This is a genomic window from Paenibacillus sp. MMS18-CY102 (genome assembly GCF_009789195.1).
Lineage (GTDB): Bacteria > Bacillota > Bacilli > Paenibacillales > Paenibacillaceae > Paenibacillus_T.
This window is the reverse complement of sequence record NZ_WSTC01000002.1, coordinates 86,710-103,804: the sequence shown is the minus strand read 5'-3', so window position 1 is coordinate 103,804 and position 17,095 is coordinate 86,710. Positions and strand designations below refer to the sequence as shown.

Annotated in this window: 14 protein-coding genes; 3 read left to right on the top strand and 11 right to left on the bottom strand. The window is 49.7% G+C overall.

Features of this window, described 5'->3' with window-relative positions; all coding sequences use genetic code 11:
- Positions 1 to 23: 23 nt before the first annotated feature.
- The 4 genes from GON22_RS02085 to GON22_RS02070 all read right to left on the bottom strand — a co-directional run bounded on the left by GON22_RS02085 (position 24) and on the right by GON22_RS02070 (position 5,701).
- Positions 24 to 911 carry a carbohydrate ABC transporter permease gene (locus GON22_RS02085; RefSeq protein WP_160394472.1) on the bottom strand — a complete coding sequence of 296 codons (888 nt, stop codon included), beginning with the start codon at positions 909 to 911 and terminating at the stop codon, positions 24 to 26.
- 31 nt (positions 912 to 942) lie between these two features.
- Positions 943 to 1,860 carry an ABC transporter permease gene (locus GON22_RS02080; protein WP_160394583.1) on the bottom strand — a complete coding sequence of 306 codons (918 nt, stop codon included), beginning with the start codon at positions 1,858 to 1,860 and terminating at the stop codon, positions 943 to 945.
- A 299-nt stretch (positions 1,861 to 2,159) separates the two neighbouring features.
- Entirely contained in the window at positions 2,160 to 4,358 is a 2,199-nt protein-coding gene (gene bglX, locus GON22_RS02075; protein ID WP_202113042.1) for a beta-glucosidase BglX, read from the bottom strand.
- Positions 4,349 to 5,701, bottom strand: a complete 1,353-nt coding sequence (locus GON22_RS02070; RefSeq protein WP_160394471.1) for a glycoside hydrolase family 30 protein — start codon at positions 5,699 to 5,701, stop codon at positions 4,349 to 4,351. The genes bglX and GON22_RS02070 overlap by 10 nt, the downstream gene beginning before the upstream one ends.
- A gap of 141 nt (positions 5,702 to 5,842) precedes the next feature.
- Here GON22_RS02070 and GON22_RS02065 point away from each other — a divergent pair, with 141 nt between their 5' ends.
- Positions 5,843 to 6,643: an AraC family transcriptional regulator gene (locus GON22_RS02065; protein ID WP_160394470.1), complete on the top strand. Its 801-nt coding sequence runs from the start codon at positions 5,843 to 5,845 to the stop codon at positions 6,641 to 6,643.
- Positions 6,644 to 6,762: 119 nt separating this feature from the next.
- On the opposite strand, the gene GON22_RS02060 is transcribed toward GON22_RS02065, so the two are convergent.
- The 3 genes from GON22_RS02060 to GON22_RS02050 form a co-directional block, all read right to left on the bottom strand.
- Positions 6,763 to 7,512: a polysaccharide deacetylase family protein gene (locus GON22_RS02060; RefSeq protein ID WP_160394469.1), complete on the bottom strand. Its 750-nt coding sequence runs from the start codon at positions 7,510 to 7,512 to the stop codon at positions 6,763 to 6,765.
- A gap of 191 nt (positions 7,513 to 7,703) precedes the next feature.
- A complete protein-coding gene (locus GON22_RS02055; RefSeq protein ID WP_160394468.1) occupies positions 7,704 to 8,078 on the bottom strand; it encodes a hypothetical protein in 375 nt (124 codons plus the stop codon).
- A gap of 372 nt (positions 8,079 to 8,450) precedes the next feature.
- Entirely contained in the window at positions 8,451 to 8,849 is a 399-nt protein-coding gene (locus GON22_RS02050) for a GNAT family N-acetyltransferase (RefSeq protein ID WP_160394467.1), read from the bottom strand.
- 285 nt (positions 8,850 to 9,134) lie between these two features.
- Between GON22_RS02050 and GON22_RS02045 the strand changes: the two genes are divergently transcribed.
- A complete protein-coding gene (locus GON22_RS02045; RefSeq protein ID WP_237178960.1) occupies positions 9,135 to 10,322 on the top strand; it encodes a pyridoxal phosphate-dependent aminotransferase in 1,188 nt (395 codons plus the stop codon).
- 11 nt (positions 10,323 to 10,333) lie between these two features.
- On the top strand, positions 10,334 to 11,437 hold the full coding sequence (gene serC / locus GON22_RS02040) for a 3-phosphoserine/phosphohydroxythreonine transaminase (RefSeq protein WP_160394465.1): 1,104 nt from the start codon (positions 10,334 to 10,336) through the stop codon (positions 11,435 to 11,437).
- 141 nt (positions 11,438 to 11,578) lie between these two features.
- Here the strand turns inward: serC and GON22_RS02035 are convergent, their stop codons facing one another.
- Genes GON22_RS02035 through GON22_RS02020 form a run of 4 tightly spaced genes read right to left on the bottom strand, consistent with a single transcriptional unit; the run spans position 11,579 to position 16,443 of the window.
- On the bottom strand, positions 11,579 to 12,790 hold the full coding sequence (locus GON22_RS02035; RefSeq protein ID WP_160394464.1) for an MFS transporter: 1,212 nt from the start codon (positions 12,788 to 12,790) through the stop codon (positions 11,579 to 11,581).
- Positions 12,787 to 13,941 carry a glycine cleavage system aminomethyltransferase GcvT gene (gene gcvT / locus GON22_RS02030; protein WP_160394463.1) on the bottom strand — a complete coding sequence of 385 codons (1,155 nt, stop codon included), beginning with the start codon at positions 13,939 to 13,941 and terminating at the stop codon, positions 12,787 to 12,789. Before gcvT ends, GON22_RS02035 begins: the two co-directional genes overlap by 4 nt.
- 2 nt (positions 13,942 to 13,943) lie before the next feature.
- Complete coding sequence (locus GON22_RS02025; protein WP_160394462.1) at positions 13,944 to 14,612, bottom strand: L-threonylcarbamoyladenylate synthase; 669 nt, start codon at positions 14,610 to 14,612, stop codon at positions 13,944 to 13,946.
- 25 nt (positions 14,613 to 14,637) lie between these two features.
- Positions 14,638 to 16,443, bottom strand: a complete 1,806-nt coding sequence (locus GON22_RS02020) for a hypothetical protein (protein ID WP_160394461.1) — start codon at positions 16,441 to 16,443, stop codon at positions 14,638 to 14,640.
- Positions 16,444 to 17,095 lie beyond the last annotated feature (652 nt).

Below are 17,095 nucleotides of genomic sequence, written 5' to 3'. Positions count from 1 at the left end.
CCAGCAAATAACCAGGTAAAGCACTACTCTTTCAAGGAACCTACCAGTACCCCTTTGACGAAGTACTTTTGCAGGAATGGATAGATGCAAAGGATTGGCAATGTCGCAACCATCATCGTAGCCATTTGAAGCGCTTTGACAGTTACAGTGTTCTCAACCATGTTCTGTGCAAAGGTGTTCATGTTCTGTATCAAGTTATCCGTTGCGCCAGTGTTGATGATCTGCACCAGCAGCGTTTGCAGCGGAATCAGCTCTTGGTTGCTGATGAACACAGCTGGGATAAACCAGTCATTCCAGAGGAAGACCGCTGTGAACAACGACAATGTCGCGATAACCGGGCCCGATACAGGCAGAACGATACGGAAGAACACGCCGAAGTTGGAGCAGCCATCGATCTTAGCTGATTCTTCAAGCCCATCCGGCATCTCCATGAAGAAGGTCCGGAAGATAATCATGTTGTACACATTGATCATGCCGTGAATAACCAAGAACATGAACGTATCATACAGATGCAGGTTATATACAATGATAAAATATGGAATTAACCCGCCGTTGAAAAACATCGTGATGACTGCAAGCACCATGTACGTCTTTTTGAACACGATCCCCTTCTTCGACATCGCGTAAGCGAACATCGCAGTGAAGAACATAGCAAGGAATGTCCCGACGATGGTACGTAAAATCGTAATCAAGTAAGCATGGTAAATGCCGCTTTCCTGGAACACGATCTTGTAATTCTCGAACGTGAACTTGCGGGGCCAGAACGTTACGCCGCCAAGCGATGTATCCGAACCGGTATTAAATGATAGCACCAGCGAGTTCCAAAATGGGTAGAAGGTAACGAACGCTAGCAATGTAAGAACCACATATACGATCGTTTTTAATACCTTATCACCTAGAGTCAGTTTCATTGTTGATTCACCCCAAATTCCAAATCATGCACTACCATAAGCTTGTCTTGCCAAATCTTCTTGCAAACCCATTCGCGATCAGGAGAAGCGTGACGCTGAGCACGGACTTAAAGACGCCAGCAGCCGTCGCATAAGAGTACCGTTGATTCAGTACGCCCATCTGATACACATACGTATCGATAACATTTGCAACCGGCATCACGATACCGTTGTTCATGTTTTTCGTCAGTACGAGAATGTCCTCATAGCCTGCATTCAGCGTGTTGCCGATGCCAAGGATCAAGAAGATAATCATGATTGGCATAATGCTTGGAATCGTAATGAGGAAAATCTGTTTAAAGCGGCTCGCGCCATCGATCGATGCGGCTTCATACAGCGCGGGGTCAATCCCGACGATTGCAGCCAAGTAGACGATCGAACCGAACCCGATTTCTTTCCACACATTCAAGGAGACGAGAATGCCCCAGAAGTAATCCGGTGTAGACAGCCAGTTAATTGGCTCCTTAATAATGTGCAAGAAGAGCAATACATCATTCACAGTGCCTTGGTCCACCGACAGCATGGAGAATGCCATTCCCGAAATAACGACCCAGGACATAAAGTGAGGAATGTACGTGACCGTCTGTACAAGCCGTTTGAACCATCCGCCAACCTCATTGAGCAGAAGCGCCAATATGATTGGAGCCGGGAACCCAATTGCCAGTTTCAGCAATGCGATACAAAACGTGTTGCGCATAATGTCCCAAAACTCTGGCGATTCGAAAAACATTCTAAATTGCAGTGTTCCTACCCATGGACTCTCGCTAAACGGGGCGAATATGTTGTACTCTTTGAAAGCTAACAACACACCCCACATCGGTCCGTAGCTGAACACTAGGATGAACAACATGGCAGGCCAGATCATCAATTGGAAGTCCCATTGCTTGATGAATCGGCGCCCTAATGTCATCTTCTTCTCCAGCTTTCCTACCGCCGCCTCAGCGGCTTGAGGACTCACGCCTCCGTTTAATGCCTGCTTCATTTTTCCACCAACTTATCTTGTCTTAGTGCTTTAATAGTAAGCTAGAACACACCTCCATTCTAGGACACTGGTTAACGAAAACTATACAAATTCAACGAACCGCAATGAAAAGTCAATGAGACTATAGGACTAATTATAACCATATTTTTCAATAAATTAGATTAAAAAGGGTATTGACCCACGATTTACATCGCAGATCAATACCCTCCTCAAATTGCTCTCATTGCTTATTTTTTCACCGTAACCGTTACCGATTCGCCGCTTCCAGCGCTCGGCCCGATCCATAGCGTAAAGTCGCCTGGTTCAACGGTTCGATTCATATGTTTATCCAAAATCGTAAGCTCAGCAGCGCCAATCGTGAACGTGACGTCAACCGACTCACCCGCAGCAACTGCTGCTTTGCGGAACGCAACCAATCGCTTCAGCGGCTGGGTTACGCTTGCTACCTCATCACGAACATAACATTGCACAACCTCTTCGCAAGCCACTTCGCCGGCGTTACGAATGGTGACTGTTACGTCGAGCTGCTCGCTTGCGCCGATTTCTGTTTTGCTCATCCGAATAGCGCCATACTCAAACGTCGTATACGTCAGGCCGTATCCGAACGGATACAACGGATCTGTCGTCGAATCAATATAGTAAGAGGAGTATGGGCCTCCTGGCGGACGGCCGGTCTTCTTACGATAATGATAGATTGGAATCTGCCCAACGCTGCGCGGGAATGTAACTGGGAGTCGTCCGCTCGGATTAAAGTCACCGAACAGCACGTCCGCAATCGCATTGCCGCTTTGTACGCCTAGATGCCAAGCTTGTACGATCGCTGTTGCTTGTTCAGGCAGCCAAGCAAACGTTAACGGCCTGCCGCTTAGTATTACCGCTACAATCGGCTTGCCAAGCTTCGCAACAGCTTCAACCAACGCGCGCTGCTTGCCTGGAAGGTCGAGCTCAGTCCGTGACCGCGACTCGCCGCTCATCAAGGCCGATTCGCCGAGCACCATCACGACAACATCACTGTTGCGCGCTGCTGCCAACGCTGCTTCGAACCCTTCTTCTGAGTCAGAATCGATGCCACAGCCTTCAGTGTAATGAATCGCCGTATCTGCACCTACAGCTTGGCGAATGCCGTCCAAGGCCGTCACGACTTCTTCTTGGCGCCCGTCGAGCGCCCAGCAGCCAAGCGGATCTGTTGCGTTGTCTGCAAGCGGTCCAATAACAGCAATTGAAGCGCCAGATTTGCCCAATGGCAGTACTTGATCATGGTTTTGTAACAATACGATCGATTGTCGTGCAGCCTCGCGAGCCAACTCTACATACTCCGTCTTCAGCGGAAGCGTTGCTGCCGACTGGGATTCATCCGACTTCGACTGCTCCAGCAAGCTCAGCTTAATCTTCATAGCGAGAATGCGGCGCACTGCGTCGTCCACTACAGACTCCGGCACGCGCCCCGCTCTTACGAGCTTGGGCAATTGCCGATCAAAGATGCCAGAGTGCATGTCCATGTCGCAGCCAGCGAGCACGGTCATTTCGCATGCTTCTTCTTCATTGGCAGCTACGCCGTGAACGATTAGCTCAACAAGCGCATTGTAGTCACTTGCTACAACGCCCTCAAAGCCCCATTCATCGCGAAGAATTGTTTTCAACAAATATTCGTTCGCGCATGCTGGAATGCCATTGATTTCATTGAAAGAAGCCATGATACTAAGCGCGCCTGCTTCGACTGCTTCTTGGAACGGCGGAAGAATAATGTCGCGCAGTTCACGGTCCGACAGGTCTACTGTGTTGTAGTCGCGCCCTGCTTCTGCCATGCCATAGCCAGCAAAATGTTTCGGGCAGCTTGCTGTCGCTCGGCCTGGGCCATTGTCAATCTGGGAGCCTTCTACCCACGCGCGGGCATAAGCAGCCGTCAAATAAGGGTCTTCCCCGATGCTCTCCGCAATCCGTCCCCAACGAGGGTCACGGCTAACGTCGATCATTGGAGCAAACACCCAGGTAACCCCATCCGTGAGCGCTTCTGTGGACGCTGCTGCGGATGTTTGCTGAGCAATATCTGGATTCCAAGCCGCAGCCATCGCAAGCGGGATCGGGAATACGGTACGGTAGCCATGGATGACATCGCGCCCGATTACCAGCGGAATTTTCAAATCTGTATGCTGTTCATTCAATTGTTGAAGCTCGTTCGCTTCCGCAGCTCCAGGCAAGTTAAAGATCGAGCCGATCCTGCCTTCGCGAATCAGCTGAAGGATACGATCATGACTCGATTCGCCCGTCTCCGGGTTAATCGGGTTATATCCCCAGTCAAACTGGGTCATCTGGCCAACTTTATCCTCTAGCGTCATCTTAGACAACAGTTTTTCAGCTTGTTCACGAATGGCTGGCGTAATCCACTGTTTCTTAGCTGGTGCTGTTGGAATCATGCTTATTGACATGGGAAAATCAGCGTCTGAATCGTGTGCGCCGGAATAACCGTTTCTGCGATTTGCTCACGATTGCGTACAATGAACGGGTGTTGCTCATCCGATTTGTTCATAACAACCAATACGATTTCGCCATTCGGATTTTTGAATGCTGTCGTATGCAAATGCTCTGTATATTTCGTAGCCGCAATACGAACTGCGCCCGGACGGATATATTTACTGAAATGCCCGATATAGAAGTACGAAGTTTGGAATGTCAAGGAATCGTTCTTCGTGTCTGCAATAATTGGCGCATCGCAATAGTTGCCAACATGGTTAGGGCCGCCTTGCTCGTCCAATACGATGTTCCAGTCTGTCCAGCCAGCCATGCCGTTGTTCAGGTTGCCAATAATGTCATGCGCATAACGCTCGCCGCTCTTCCACGATCCGAGCTGTACGCCGCCCTCATGGCAGCCTTCCGTGAAGATGAGCGCTTTGTCTGGATATTTCTTGTTAACGATTCCCAGTGCCTCGAAGTGGTCGCCCGAGTACCAGTGGAAGCCGATGCCCCAAATGTATTTGGAAGCTGCCGCATCTTCAAATGCAACTTTAGCACGGTCATAAACGCGCTCTTTGTTATGGTCCCAGATCATGAGGCGAATATCGGAACGCCCTGCTTTCTCAAGTGCAGGCCCGAGGTAGTCGCGCACGAAGTCACGCGTTTCTTCCGCCGTGAAAATGCAAGAATCCCAAACTTGGACAGCCTTCTCTTCGTTCTGAACCGTCAAGCCCCATACTGGAAGGCCTTCTGCTTCAACAGCCTCGACGTACTTAATGAAATAGTTCGCCCAAGCTTCGCGGTATTCTGGCTTCAGGAAACCGCCATTGTTCATTTCGCCGTTCGTTTTCATCCAAGCCGGTGGGCTCCAAGGCGATGCGTAGAACAGGAATCCATCGCCGGACAGCTCTTTGGCCTGTTTAATATATGGAATGATAAGCTCGCGATCATGGCTGATGTCGAAGCTTTCTAGCGCAACGTCATTATCTGCTACGTACGTGTAGTTGCCGAGCGAGAAATCGCAGCTGTTAATATGCGTACGGCAAATGTTGTATCCGATACCATTTTCCAAGCTATAGAACGCATCAAGGATACGTTTTTGGTTCGCTTCGCCAAGCTTCGACGTCGTTACGGCAGAAGCTTCCGTGATCGCGCCGCCGAAACCGATAATTTGTTGGTATTCAACATCGTCATAAACGTTAATGAGTTGGTTCTCTACGCCTGCCGCGTCCCCAACGAGCGTAATTGGCGCTACCTCTGTAAGGCGGTCCTCGGAACCTTGTGAAGTTTGAATGACTCGAATTGTGCGATTAGCCATGATGAATAGAAATCCCCTTTCCACTACTGGTATTCATTTATTATAATAGGAGCCAGTCCAACCATTGAAGAAACAATATGATCGAATACATCAACAATCTGATTGATATAACATGAACAACGCAGAAGGGAAGGGACGAAATTGAACGAAATCCACGTCCACTTAACCGCTTATTCCCAGCATAAGGAACCTTTTCACCATTTTTTTGCAAACGGTCTCGATACCTATTTAATTCGGCTGCAGTCAGAAGGGATCAGCCAAGCGCTCGTCGATGGCGCCCTCACCGATGTTCGCCCAGGCGACCTGCTGCTCTTCAAGCCAGGCGATATCTACGATCTGCGCATCGGGGCAGCGAACGAACCTACTCCAATTAAGCCAAATGGCGATTTTTATCTCATGGGCAACGGTCCTGGCATGAAGGAATGGTGGAACAGCAAAGAACGCCCAACGCGCACCAAAATCGCCGAGGACAGCCGCATCAAGTCGATCTGGCAGCAAATCATCGCAGAGAAAAGGCGGCTCGACGGCGGCAGCCCCACCCTCGTCACCTCACTCGTCTGGTCACTGCTGTTTCTGCTGGACCGCGCGATTGAAGAAGCGCCCGTAGCCCAATCAGCTGCTGCTTACCACGCGCTGCGCATGCGCCATTATATCGAAGAGCACGCGGCGAATGAGATCAAACTCAAAGACGTCGCACAGCACTCTGGCCTGAGCATCTCCAGAGCCGTCAGCCTGTTTAAGGCACATTTTGGCATATCGATTATCGGGTACACTCAGAAGCTTCGCTTGACGCGCGCCGTTAAGCTGATGGATCACAGCCCGCTATCGCTTGAACAGATTGCTGCGGATACCGGGCTTGGCAGCTACGCTTATTTCCATCGTATTTTCCGGGCACAGTACGGCATCTCGCCTGGGGCTTACCGGAAACAATCCCGGCTGTAGGGCTGCCGCGATTGTCATTGTAGACCGTCGCGATTGCGGCCTTGGACCGGCTGCGATGGCACTAATGCGATAGACGTTCGCCCGTGCCGTATCGTGCGCAGGCTTCCTACTAGCTCCTGTCATTTCGTCGCATGCTTCAGCAGCTCGGATACCGTAACAAACTGATAACCCCGCTTGTGCAGCTCGGGCAAAATCGTTTCAAGCGCCTGCTTCGTCTGGGACTTTCCCACGACAAAATCGTGAAATAGCACAATGTCGCCATGATGCGCATTGCGCAGCACTTTATTAGTAATTCGGTACACGCCGGGACGAATCCAATCCTTCGTATCCTGATGCCAAGACCATAGAACTGGCTTTAATCCCATTCCATTCGCAACCGTCACGAGCCGCTCATCAAACATCCCGCCCGGCGGGCGAAACAGCACAGAATGCTGCCCTGTCGCCTGCACGATGGCTTGCTCGGTTAGTTCCAGTTCCTCCTGCACCTGGCGCTCTGAGCTAGGCGCTTGGAAGTAAGTATGATGGTACGTGTGGTTCGCAATCTCATGACCCTCAGCCACAATCCGCCTTGCTACATCGGGAAACGCCTTCACGCGCTTGCCAACAACAAAAAACGTACACTTCGCTTCATGTTGCTTCAGCAAATCCAATATTTCGTTCGTCTGTGCCGGATTCGGCCCATCATCGAACGTTAGCGCGATTATCGGGCGGTCGGTCGGCACCTCCCACACCACTTCCCCGCGCTTCTCGTAATAAAACCGATCCTTGCGAACCGGGGCGCCTAAGGCCGGGCTTGCACAAACAATCATCCCCACGCAGATTGCTGTACACACCGCAAGCGCTTTGCAATATCGTCGATCAAACATCATCGTTACTATTCTCCTCGTCCAGAATTGTCCCCCTCAGATTGCCCGAAGGAGCGGCATTTTACTCCATTAATTGCCTACGGGCTTCCAGAACAGAAACAATTGCTTACAAAAAAAGACCGAATAAGCTGGAAGCTTTTTCGGCCGGTACCCTTTTATATGATGTTATATTGCTTTGCCGCTATTATAAACCTCTAGTTAGCCGCTCTCTCCAGTCTAACCAAATGCGATTTTCCCAATTTATCCACCTTTTCTTCACTTCGTTTATTAACCATGCTCCTGCTATCGTGATTGAATTGGGCCGTTAAGATCGCCTCTATGATGATCGCTTTCGCTTCTTCTTTATTGACAAATTGATCGGGTTCGTACTGTTCGATCTCCGCTAAGATCGCATTCAGGACGATATATCTTGGAAATAATCCCTTCGCTTCCACCGTATAATCACCACTGCCATTGTCTAATCGATCCCTGCCGGCACTCATTAATTTAGAATATTTGCCGCTCCAATACTTGCTTAAGACCATGCAATATTTCCTTGCCAGTGTATGAATTTTCTCAGAATCCTTCATGGGTGAACTTCCTTCCTTTGTAATTGCCAAAAGGAGCTGTCCCATAGCCACGACGGCTGCATGCAGCAACGTGCTCATTGCAGTTTGTACAATGGAATCAACTTGAACTCGTAAGCAGGGAGTTATCATTGCATATCGTACAATGGAAAAAGCGGCTTTCTACAGTTCTGGCACATTACGTATCTTCTGGCATGTATCTCATTGCATGAACTGCAATGGGAACCTTCAAGGAAAGCCACTCCTGCCTTTCTCATTGTACAAAGTGCAACCGCATGCATGGAATAAGTTAAAAAGAGCCCAAACAAACAACAAAGCTGCCCCTAAAGTCAATTGGCAATGACTCTTGGGACAGCCCCTGTACGTTTCCTTCCGTTACTTCGCTCTTGGAATAAGGAACGCTCGATCTGATTGTGCAAATCCGATCTTCGGATAATAATCGACAGCGCTCGGCGCTGAAATTAGGAGCAAAGCGCACTCTTCCCCAGCCTGCTCCTGGACTCGCCGCACTAACTCCTTGCCAATGCCATACTTTTGATACGAGGCATCCACCGCAAGGTCCGACAAATAGCAGCAGTAAGAAAAATCAGTTACAGCCCGCGCTACGCCTACCATTTTCTCTTCATCCCACGCCGTAATGAGCAGATCCGAATGCGTAATCATTCGTTCGAGCCGATCCAGATCTTGATAGGGCCGCGTGATGCCAGATAATTGGAATACGGAGGATAACTCCTCGGCCGTTATCGATTTCGAATCCTTGTACTGGATGTTCATTATGCATCGCTCCTTGAGTCAGTCGTTCGATGGTCCCCTATGTGATTAGCAGCGTTTTTTCCATTATAATCATTCCGACCTGATTTGACAAAATTTTCACGCGCCTATCGACAAACTGAGCTTCTATTTAGTTCTATGTAAGTATACAAAATGTATCAAAATAGTTCGAAAGAGGCATATGGAATCCTCTTCCTGAATCTTGATTCTCCCTGTAAAAAGAGGTAGGATATTACATGTGTTAGTTGATAGAATTGCTACTATTATCACGAATGAGGAGAGAGAATGATGACCGTATTGTCAAAAAGGGTTAGCGAAATTGCGCCATCCGCAACATTAGCAATCGACACTCGTGTCAAAGAATTGATACAAAATGGAGAAGACATCATTAATTTAAGCGTCGGAGAACCTGATACGGACACGCCGATGAAGGCATCTTACATGGCGATTGAGGGGATTTCCAAAGGCTTTACGAAATATACGAACTCATCTGGCATCATTGAGCTTCGCAAACGTTTGTCCCAGAAGTTCAAAGAGGACAACAATCTGGATTATGATCCGGACCAAATTATCGTTTCCGTTGGGGGCAAGCACTCCCTTTATAATATTTTCATGACGCTTTGCAATCCGGGCGACGAGGTCATCCTCCCTGCTCCATTCTGGGTAAGCTACAGCGAACAAATCAAACTGGCTGACGCCGTTCCCGTCATCATTTCGACCGACGAATCGACTGATTTCAAAGTTACGCCTGCTGTACTAGAGTCCTACATAACAAACAAAACAAAGCTGCTCGTATTGAACAGCCCTAGCAACCCGACAGGCACCGCTTATACGAAAGAAGAAATCGTTGCGCTGGCTGGCGTGCTGGAGAAGCACGACAACGTTTATGTCATCAGCGATGAAATTTATGAGAAATTGATTTACGACGGCGAACACTACAGCATCGCCAACGTCAGCGAACGAATGAAAGAACGCACCCTCATTGTCAACGGCTTCTCCAAAACGTTCGGCATGACAGGCTGGCGCCTCGGCTACACGGCAGGTGCGAAAGAAATCATTAAAGGCATTGCAAACTTCCAGAGCCACGTCACCTCTAACGTCACTTCCGTCGCCCAACTGGCAGCAATCGGCGCACTCAACGATTACGACCACACACAGAAAGAAATGTTCCGGCAGCGCCTTGAATATGTATACGGCCGCGTCTCCCAAATGCCATACCTGCGATGCGTGAAGCCACAAGGCGCATTCTATGTTTTCCCTAACGTCGAACAAACCTTCGGACGTTCGTACAAAGGGACAAAAATTGAAAGCTCGGAAGACTTCTGTCGCCTGCTGCTGGATCACCATAAAGTAGGAATCGTTTCCGGCGTAGCATTCGGATCACCGAACAACGTACGCATTTCGTACGCGCTCAATTTAACTCGCCTCGAGGAAGCAATGAATCGCCTGGATGCATTCCTGGCAGAATTGGAATAGGTGAACAAACTATGCGTACATTAACGGAGCGTGTCCATAATTTCAATCCCGGCCCTGCTGCACTCCCTACCGAGGTGCTTCAGCAAGCACAAGCAGAGCTGCTTAACTTCCAATCAACAGGCATGTCGGTCATGGAGCTAAGCCATCGCAGCAACGCCTATGAAGCCGTCCACAACAAAGCACAGCAATTGCTACGGGAGCTGCTCTCCATCCCAGCGCATTACCAAATCATGTTCTTGCAAGGCGGCGCAAGCATGCAATTCGGCATGATTCCTTTGAATCTGCTGTCGCAAGGCAAGCAGGCGGGCTATATCGTAACCGGCATGTTCGCAGAACGAGCTTACCAAGATGCAGCCAAAGTCGGCTCCGTATACGCCGCAGCTTCTACGAAGGACAACAACTACCGCTCGCTTCCGCGCTTAACCGACATTAACGTGCTGCCTGACAGCGCCTACGTTCATCTCACTTCCAACAACACGGTATTCGGCACCCAATGGACGGCATTCCCAGATACCGGCTCGGTTCCACTCGTTGCCGATATGTCCAGCGACATTTTATCCAAGCCGATCGATGTACAGCAGTTCTCGCTTATCTACGCTGGCGCACAGAAAAACCTCGGCCCTTCCGGCGTAACGGTCGTCATTGCTGACCCAGGTTTATTCGACGCTTCGCCAGCGTACGGGCTGCCTTCCATGCTTAGCTACAAGACCCATCTCAAGAACAATTCCTTATACAACACACCTCCTACCTTCTCGATTTACTTGCTGCAGCTTATGCTCCAATGGGTCCAAGATAAGGGCGGCATCGCAGCAGTTGGGCGCATTAATCGCGATAAAGCTTCAGCGATTTATGACACGATTGACCAATCGAACGGCTATTACGACGGCCATGCTGACGTAGACTGCCGCTCGGACATGAACATTACGTTCCGCCTGCCATCCGATGAGCTTGCAGCTAAATTTATCGCTGAGGCTGACGCGAACGGCTTAGTCGGGCTGGGCGGCCATCGCTCGGTCGGCGGCATTCGCGCTTCCATTTATAACGCAACATCGTTGGAATCCTGCTTAGTTTTGCGCGATTTCATGCTTGCATTCAAAACCAGCAACCCTTCCTAATTCATTCATGCCACTAAATGAGATACACGCGCCAAAATCCCCTCGCTCTTACATGGAGGGGATTTTTCATAGCCATATTTAAGAATCACAAAAAAACAGCCCTAGCCCGGTTGATGGATACCGTGCTAAGGCTGTTTTATATTACCCGTGGGACGCAGCTTTGGACGCTTTAGACCCCGAGCGCTGAGAAATAATTGCGCCATGCAGCAGTTGGTATACCGATACGGCAGCCAGGAAACCACCTATCGCATACAGCGCCAGATTAATATCCCATTCGAACAAGGATGCCACCAATACGAGGAAGCTTGCATTCAGCAGCGCGAACACAAATTCGGAGACGGATATTACCTTGGCGTTCAGCGCTCCGGTATTCTTATTGAAGTAGCCGAAGCAGAGCGGCCTTACGATGCCCGAAGCGACCCCCAGCAAGATTGGAACAGCATAATAAACCCAGCTCCATGTTTGCGTAAGCAGCAGGCTCGCGGCCAGCAGCGCGATCGGCACGATTGCCCACAATAGGCCGTCCCCTAGCTTCTTCGCCAAAGCTCCCATCGTTTTGCCGCATAAGAAGGCAGTGATCGAGAACAGGCTGAGGATGATCCCGAACAACCCGACCGAGATATGGGCATTAACGAACAGCAGAAGCGGAAATACAAGCACGAAGAACGTCATAATGACCGCGCGGTTAATCGCATAGAACGAGATAACCGGGAAGAACCTCCAAATGCTTCCGCTAGCCGTTGTGGCTGCCGTTGCTTTGCCGCCCCCGTTCGTTGTGGACTTATTCTCCTGCATCCCCATCACGAACAGCGAAGCGGCAAAGTTGAACGGCACCGTTAACAAAATCGGCAGCGACAGGTCGATCTCAGCGAACAGTGAGCCTACAATGCCAGCCACCAACACAGCGAGAAAAATATAGCTTTGTGAGACCGCTTCTATCTTACGATAATTGGCTTGCTCATTGTATTTCTCCGTCCACTGCCCGAGCAGGATCGAATCCGGTCCCTGCGTGAAGGAGAATCCGAAGCCGATAGCAGCTTGGGAAATAATGAGCATAGTAAGGCTGTCATGGCATAATCCCAGGCCGAGGATACCGAGGCACTTCAGCCATTCCCCTGCGACCAGCGACGCTTTTCTTGAAAACCGGCGGCCGAACCAGCCAGCTATTGGCTTGCTCGCCATAACGGCGAAACCATAGCTGGCTAGGATGAAGCCGATGGTCAAATAGGAGTAGTCATAATGCAGCAAATAAATGACGACGATTGGCAAGTAGAGATAAAAGCGTGAGATGATTCGGTACGCATAAAACAAAAGCTTTAATCGTCCGAAAGCGGCTGCAGCTTGTGTCGTCATTCGGCTTGGTCCAACCCTTTTACACGCAAGCCCTTCGGATCATAGAACGGAATTGGCGTCGTCTCGACAGCAATCCGCTCCGTGCCTGCTTGAAATTGCTGAACGTCCCAGGCGCCGCGTACCACATAGCCTAGCGCGATCGTTTTGGCCAAAGTTGGGCTATAGTAGCAAGTCGTCAAATAACCGGCTTGCTCTTCTCCCGTGAACAGCGGCGTCCCTTTCTCCAGCAGCGCGCCACTCGGGATTTCGAAGCCCCTGATCTTCTTCTCAACGCCCGACTCCTTAATGGCAAGCAGCGCTTCTTTCCCGATGAAGGCTGGCTTGTTGAAGCGAACCGTCCATTCAATGCCCGCTTCGAATGGGTTCGTCACTTCCGTCATATCGGTTCCATGGGAACGGTACGCTTTCTCGCTCCGAAGCGTTTGAATGGCGCCTCCGCCTACCGGCTTAATATGATAGGCCTGGCCGTGCTCCTCAACATGGGACCATACTTGATACGCATACTCCGACGGATAGTTCAGCTCGTAACCGAGTTCGCCTGTATAGCCGGTACGGCACAACAGCACAGGCACGTTGCCGAGGTCCGTCTGGAGCATGTCGAAGTAATTCAGCTTCTGAATTTCCTCTCCGAATAGATCCGTCATGAGCTGCAGCGACTTCGGCCCTTGGATAGCAAGGTATGCCGTCGCATTCGTCACATCTACGATTTCCACCTCGTGATTGAGGCGCGCCTTCACCTCGTTCAGCCACGGGCCGACACGGTCGCGCGATACGGTGTTCGTAATGAAATAAAACCGCTCATCGTTCAAATAATAGACGACCACATCGTCGACAATGCCACCCTCGTCATTGCACAAGCAAGTATAGATCCCTTGCTCGCCGCGCTTGATCCGATTCAAGTCGTTGGTCATCACCATCTGCATGAATGCGAAAGCATCCTTGCCAAGCACCTCGAATTTGCCCATGGAATGCACATCGATAATGCCGACATGCTCCCTTGTGTTGCGAACTTCTTCCTCAATCGAAGTATAGACGGCCGGGCGAATCCAGCCACCCTTCTCCATCATCTGGGCTCCATGGCGAAGATGGTGTTGATAATAAGGCGTGACGCGCGCGAAAGCAGGAGCGCCTACATTCGTTACTGTGGCCATAATTATGCAAACCTCCTGCTCAGGTCGATATCGAGCTCCGGAATAATCTCCTGCAGCTCCTCTAGCGTCAGCGAGGACAAGCGGGCGATTTTGGGCGGATTAACGGTGCAATCAATCATGGTGGACGGCTTATTGTAGATCGGTATGCTGTCATCGGCGATGAGAATATCGACTTGGTCGATGAATTGGAACACTTCCTCCGCCGTTTTCATTTCGGGTTCGCCGGACAAGTTGCACGTCGTGCCTAAGATCGGTTCGCTAACTTCAGCAATGACGCGGGAAACGACTTTATTTTGCGCAGTCATGACAGCAAGCGTTGATTGGTTGTTCGTGAACCAGTCGGGAATAATATCCTGCTTTTGCAAAATCAATGACAGTGCTTTTGGCCATGCTTCGGTTACAAGCTTTTCTCCATAAACGTTCATATGCACGATATCGCGAACCTTCTGCTCATTCGTGTAAATAACGAACGGCTTGCGTTTTTCACGGTTTTTAATTTGATAGACGCGTTCAACCGATGGTTGGCGAACAGCGCTCGCAAAAAATCCGTATACAGTGTCAGCTGGCAAAATGGCTACGCCGCCTTGTGACAGCACTTCAATTGCACGGGCGATTCCTTCCTCATCGGAACGAAATACTTTAGGGTGATTAATCAACGCGTTTGCATTCATGGGTGATCTCCTCCAGTTGGGTCGGTTATACCGGGATAAGTTTGCTTGCGGCCTTATACTTTCTGTCGTACCATTCTTTCGTGAAAGCTTTGAATTCAAAATGGCTATCGTTCTCTTCCATATCGTCAAGCAGCGCCTGATAAACCTCGCGCAGATAGCCAGTGTAAATGATAGCGTCTTGCAATTCTTGATGGCCGTAAGGGTTTCCTCGTTGGCGCATCAAGCGCAGATCGAAAAATGCCAAATACTTCTTATCTTTATAGGTCAAATGGTGAGGGGATCTAATGCTGTAGCGAACAGATGCATGCTTGTGGCCGCGGTGATGTTGGTCGGACCAGTCTGCCGTATCCGGCATAACTGGCGGGAAGTAGAAATGCCTGTCCTCTGGGACGAGCTCACGTGGGAAATTACCGGGTGTATAGTGCCAGGAGTTGAACTGCATACGAATGGAAATCGCCTTAAGGATGCCGCTAAGTACACCTTCACGCTCTTCCAGCATGCGTACGAGCGGATCGCTCGGCACGACACAGCAGAAGTAATCAGCCTGCTTCCAGGCAGCTGCATCCGCTACAGCCAGGCGATTGTGGACATCGATGAGATTTCTGAAATTGCGCAGCGATCGGGACATGCCAATATCCGACTTTGTGTGCTCAAGCGCACTCTTTACAATGACTTGAACAATGTCTTCTAATGGGTGGGTGTCCAAAGTTTGTGTGCTTATCCTATCATCTAGCATCCTTCGCGTCAACGCATATAAGCTGTCGAATTGTTCCAAATCCAATTGATAGGTTTGTTTGATATGCTCGCTTATTGGCGCAATAAGCTCTTGCTTGCTAGATGGTATCGAATGCTGTGGCACCAGCAGTTCTTTCTTCAACAAATTCAAGCCATTTACTTTGCGGTAGAACAGCATGTTATCAAGCAGGCGATTTCGCCATGCCGCAAGCTCCTTCGCTTGCTCTGGAATCGATAGCGCTTCGAACTGAGATAGCGGCTCGGATTGCGGTTCGGAGAGCGAGACCATGTACTGCTTATATTTATCTTCGAGAAATTGCTTAAGCGTGTAGGGCGTGAGCTGAATGCCGTTGAATTCCTCTCCCCTTGCAGGTGGGCCAGATTTCAGCAAGAAGTGCAGCGAATAGATATACAGCAATTGATTATTCGTCCACTCTTGAATCGGCCTGCCTACTAAGTCATCAAACAAATATTGTGCCGACGGTCCGCCCATCACTCGAATTAAGTTATTGTGGTCATAGAAATTCGTAAACGTGTCGTCATTCGTATACATCAGCACTGGCGCCATGTGATAGCAAATGAAAGAAACTTCTGTCACCAGCTCATCCCGTTCTGTCTGGCTAAGCTGATGAAGGTAGCCGATCGCCCCTTGTTCGAGCTCCTTCTTGCTCTCTTGCAGCGCTCGTGTACGGGCTGCTGCCTGGTCAACCAACGGCTGTGCGATGCGAACATGCCCAAACACAACATCATCCGTATGTATATCATTCACCTTTATATCATCGCTGCTAATCTGTTCAAAAATAATTCGGCCATAAGCCTTCATCCCGATACGGAATGTCGCTTGTCCCGGTTCCTCAACCGCCTCTTGCTCCAATGCGGCAGTTAAGTGTGCGTTTAAAGCCGCCTTGTACAGCTCGTTCTGGCCATCCGTTAAGCTTTTAATGCCATCCGTATAAGCAATTCGGTCACCTTGGGTCACGATAACATCAATCATTTCGTGCAATACCGCTTTGCCTAATGCATGCAACCGGATTTCTTCGATAATGCCCTCGAAGCCTTGGGCCCCCTGCTGTGCTTGCTTCTTCACGCTTTCCATAACGATACCCTCCCGCTCAGGCTATAGATTAATTGATGTTGCCTGTACCACACAGCTGTGCCCAGCAATCGTTCACATGAGCACATTGCCCCTGCATACTGCCGATGGAGTCCTAATACGCCCAGTACTCTTGGCCGAGGCCTAGGTTGATCGGCCGATTCCAGATGTCATAGTAAACCTTAGTCTGTTGTAAATATCTCCTCTCTGCTGCTCACATTTTGGATGTCGTTTTATACCCAGTAATTACCTCCTACAAAAGCCTGTGATACGTATTGTATCGAAAGGTTTTGAAGAAATCAACGGCCCAGCATAAACCTTAATAACAATATTTTGTTAACTGAAACCCGCATGAATGCTAGGTTTCGCTTTCTAGGGAGGGCATTTGAACTAGTCCAGCATTACGCGAATGCGTAGGGGAAGATGGAGGGATTGGATCGTGAGAGAAACAAAGCCGAGGGCCCATTTAATTAATGCGATAGCCATTTTGTGCCGTTCGTTCTAGGCTTCGAGGAGGATCATTCCCCAGCCCTCGCTTAGGTCTACTGGGCAACTTGCCAACGCTGGCCAATTTCGGCCCATTTATTTGTAATCGAATTCCAAGACGCCGACGAGCGATCGCCCCACTGCCTTAGGACTGGTTCGCCGCACAAAA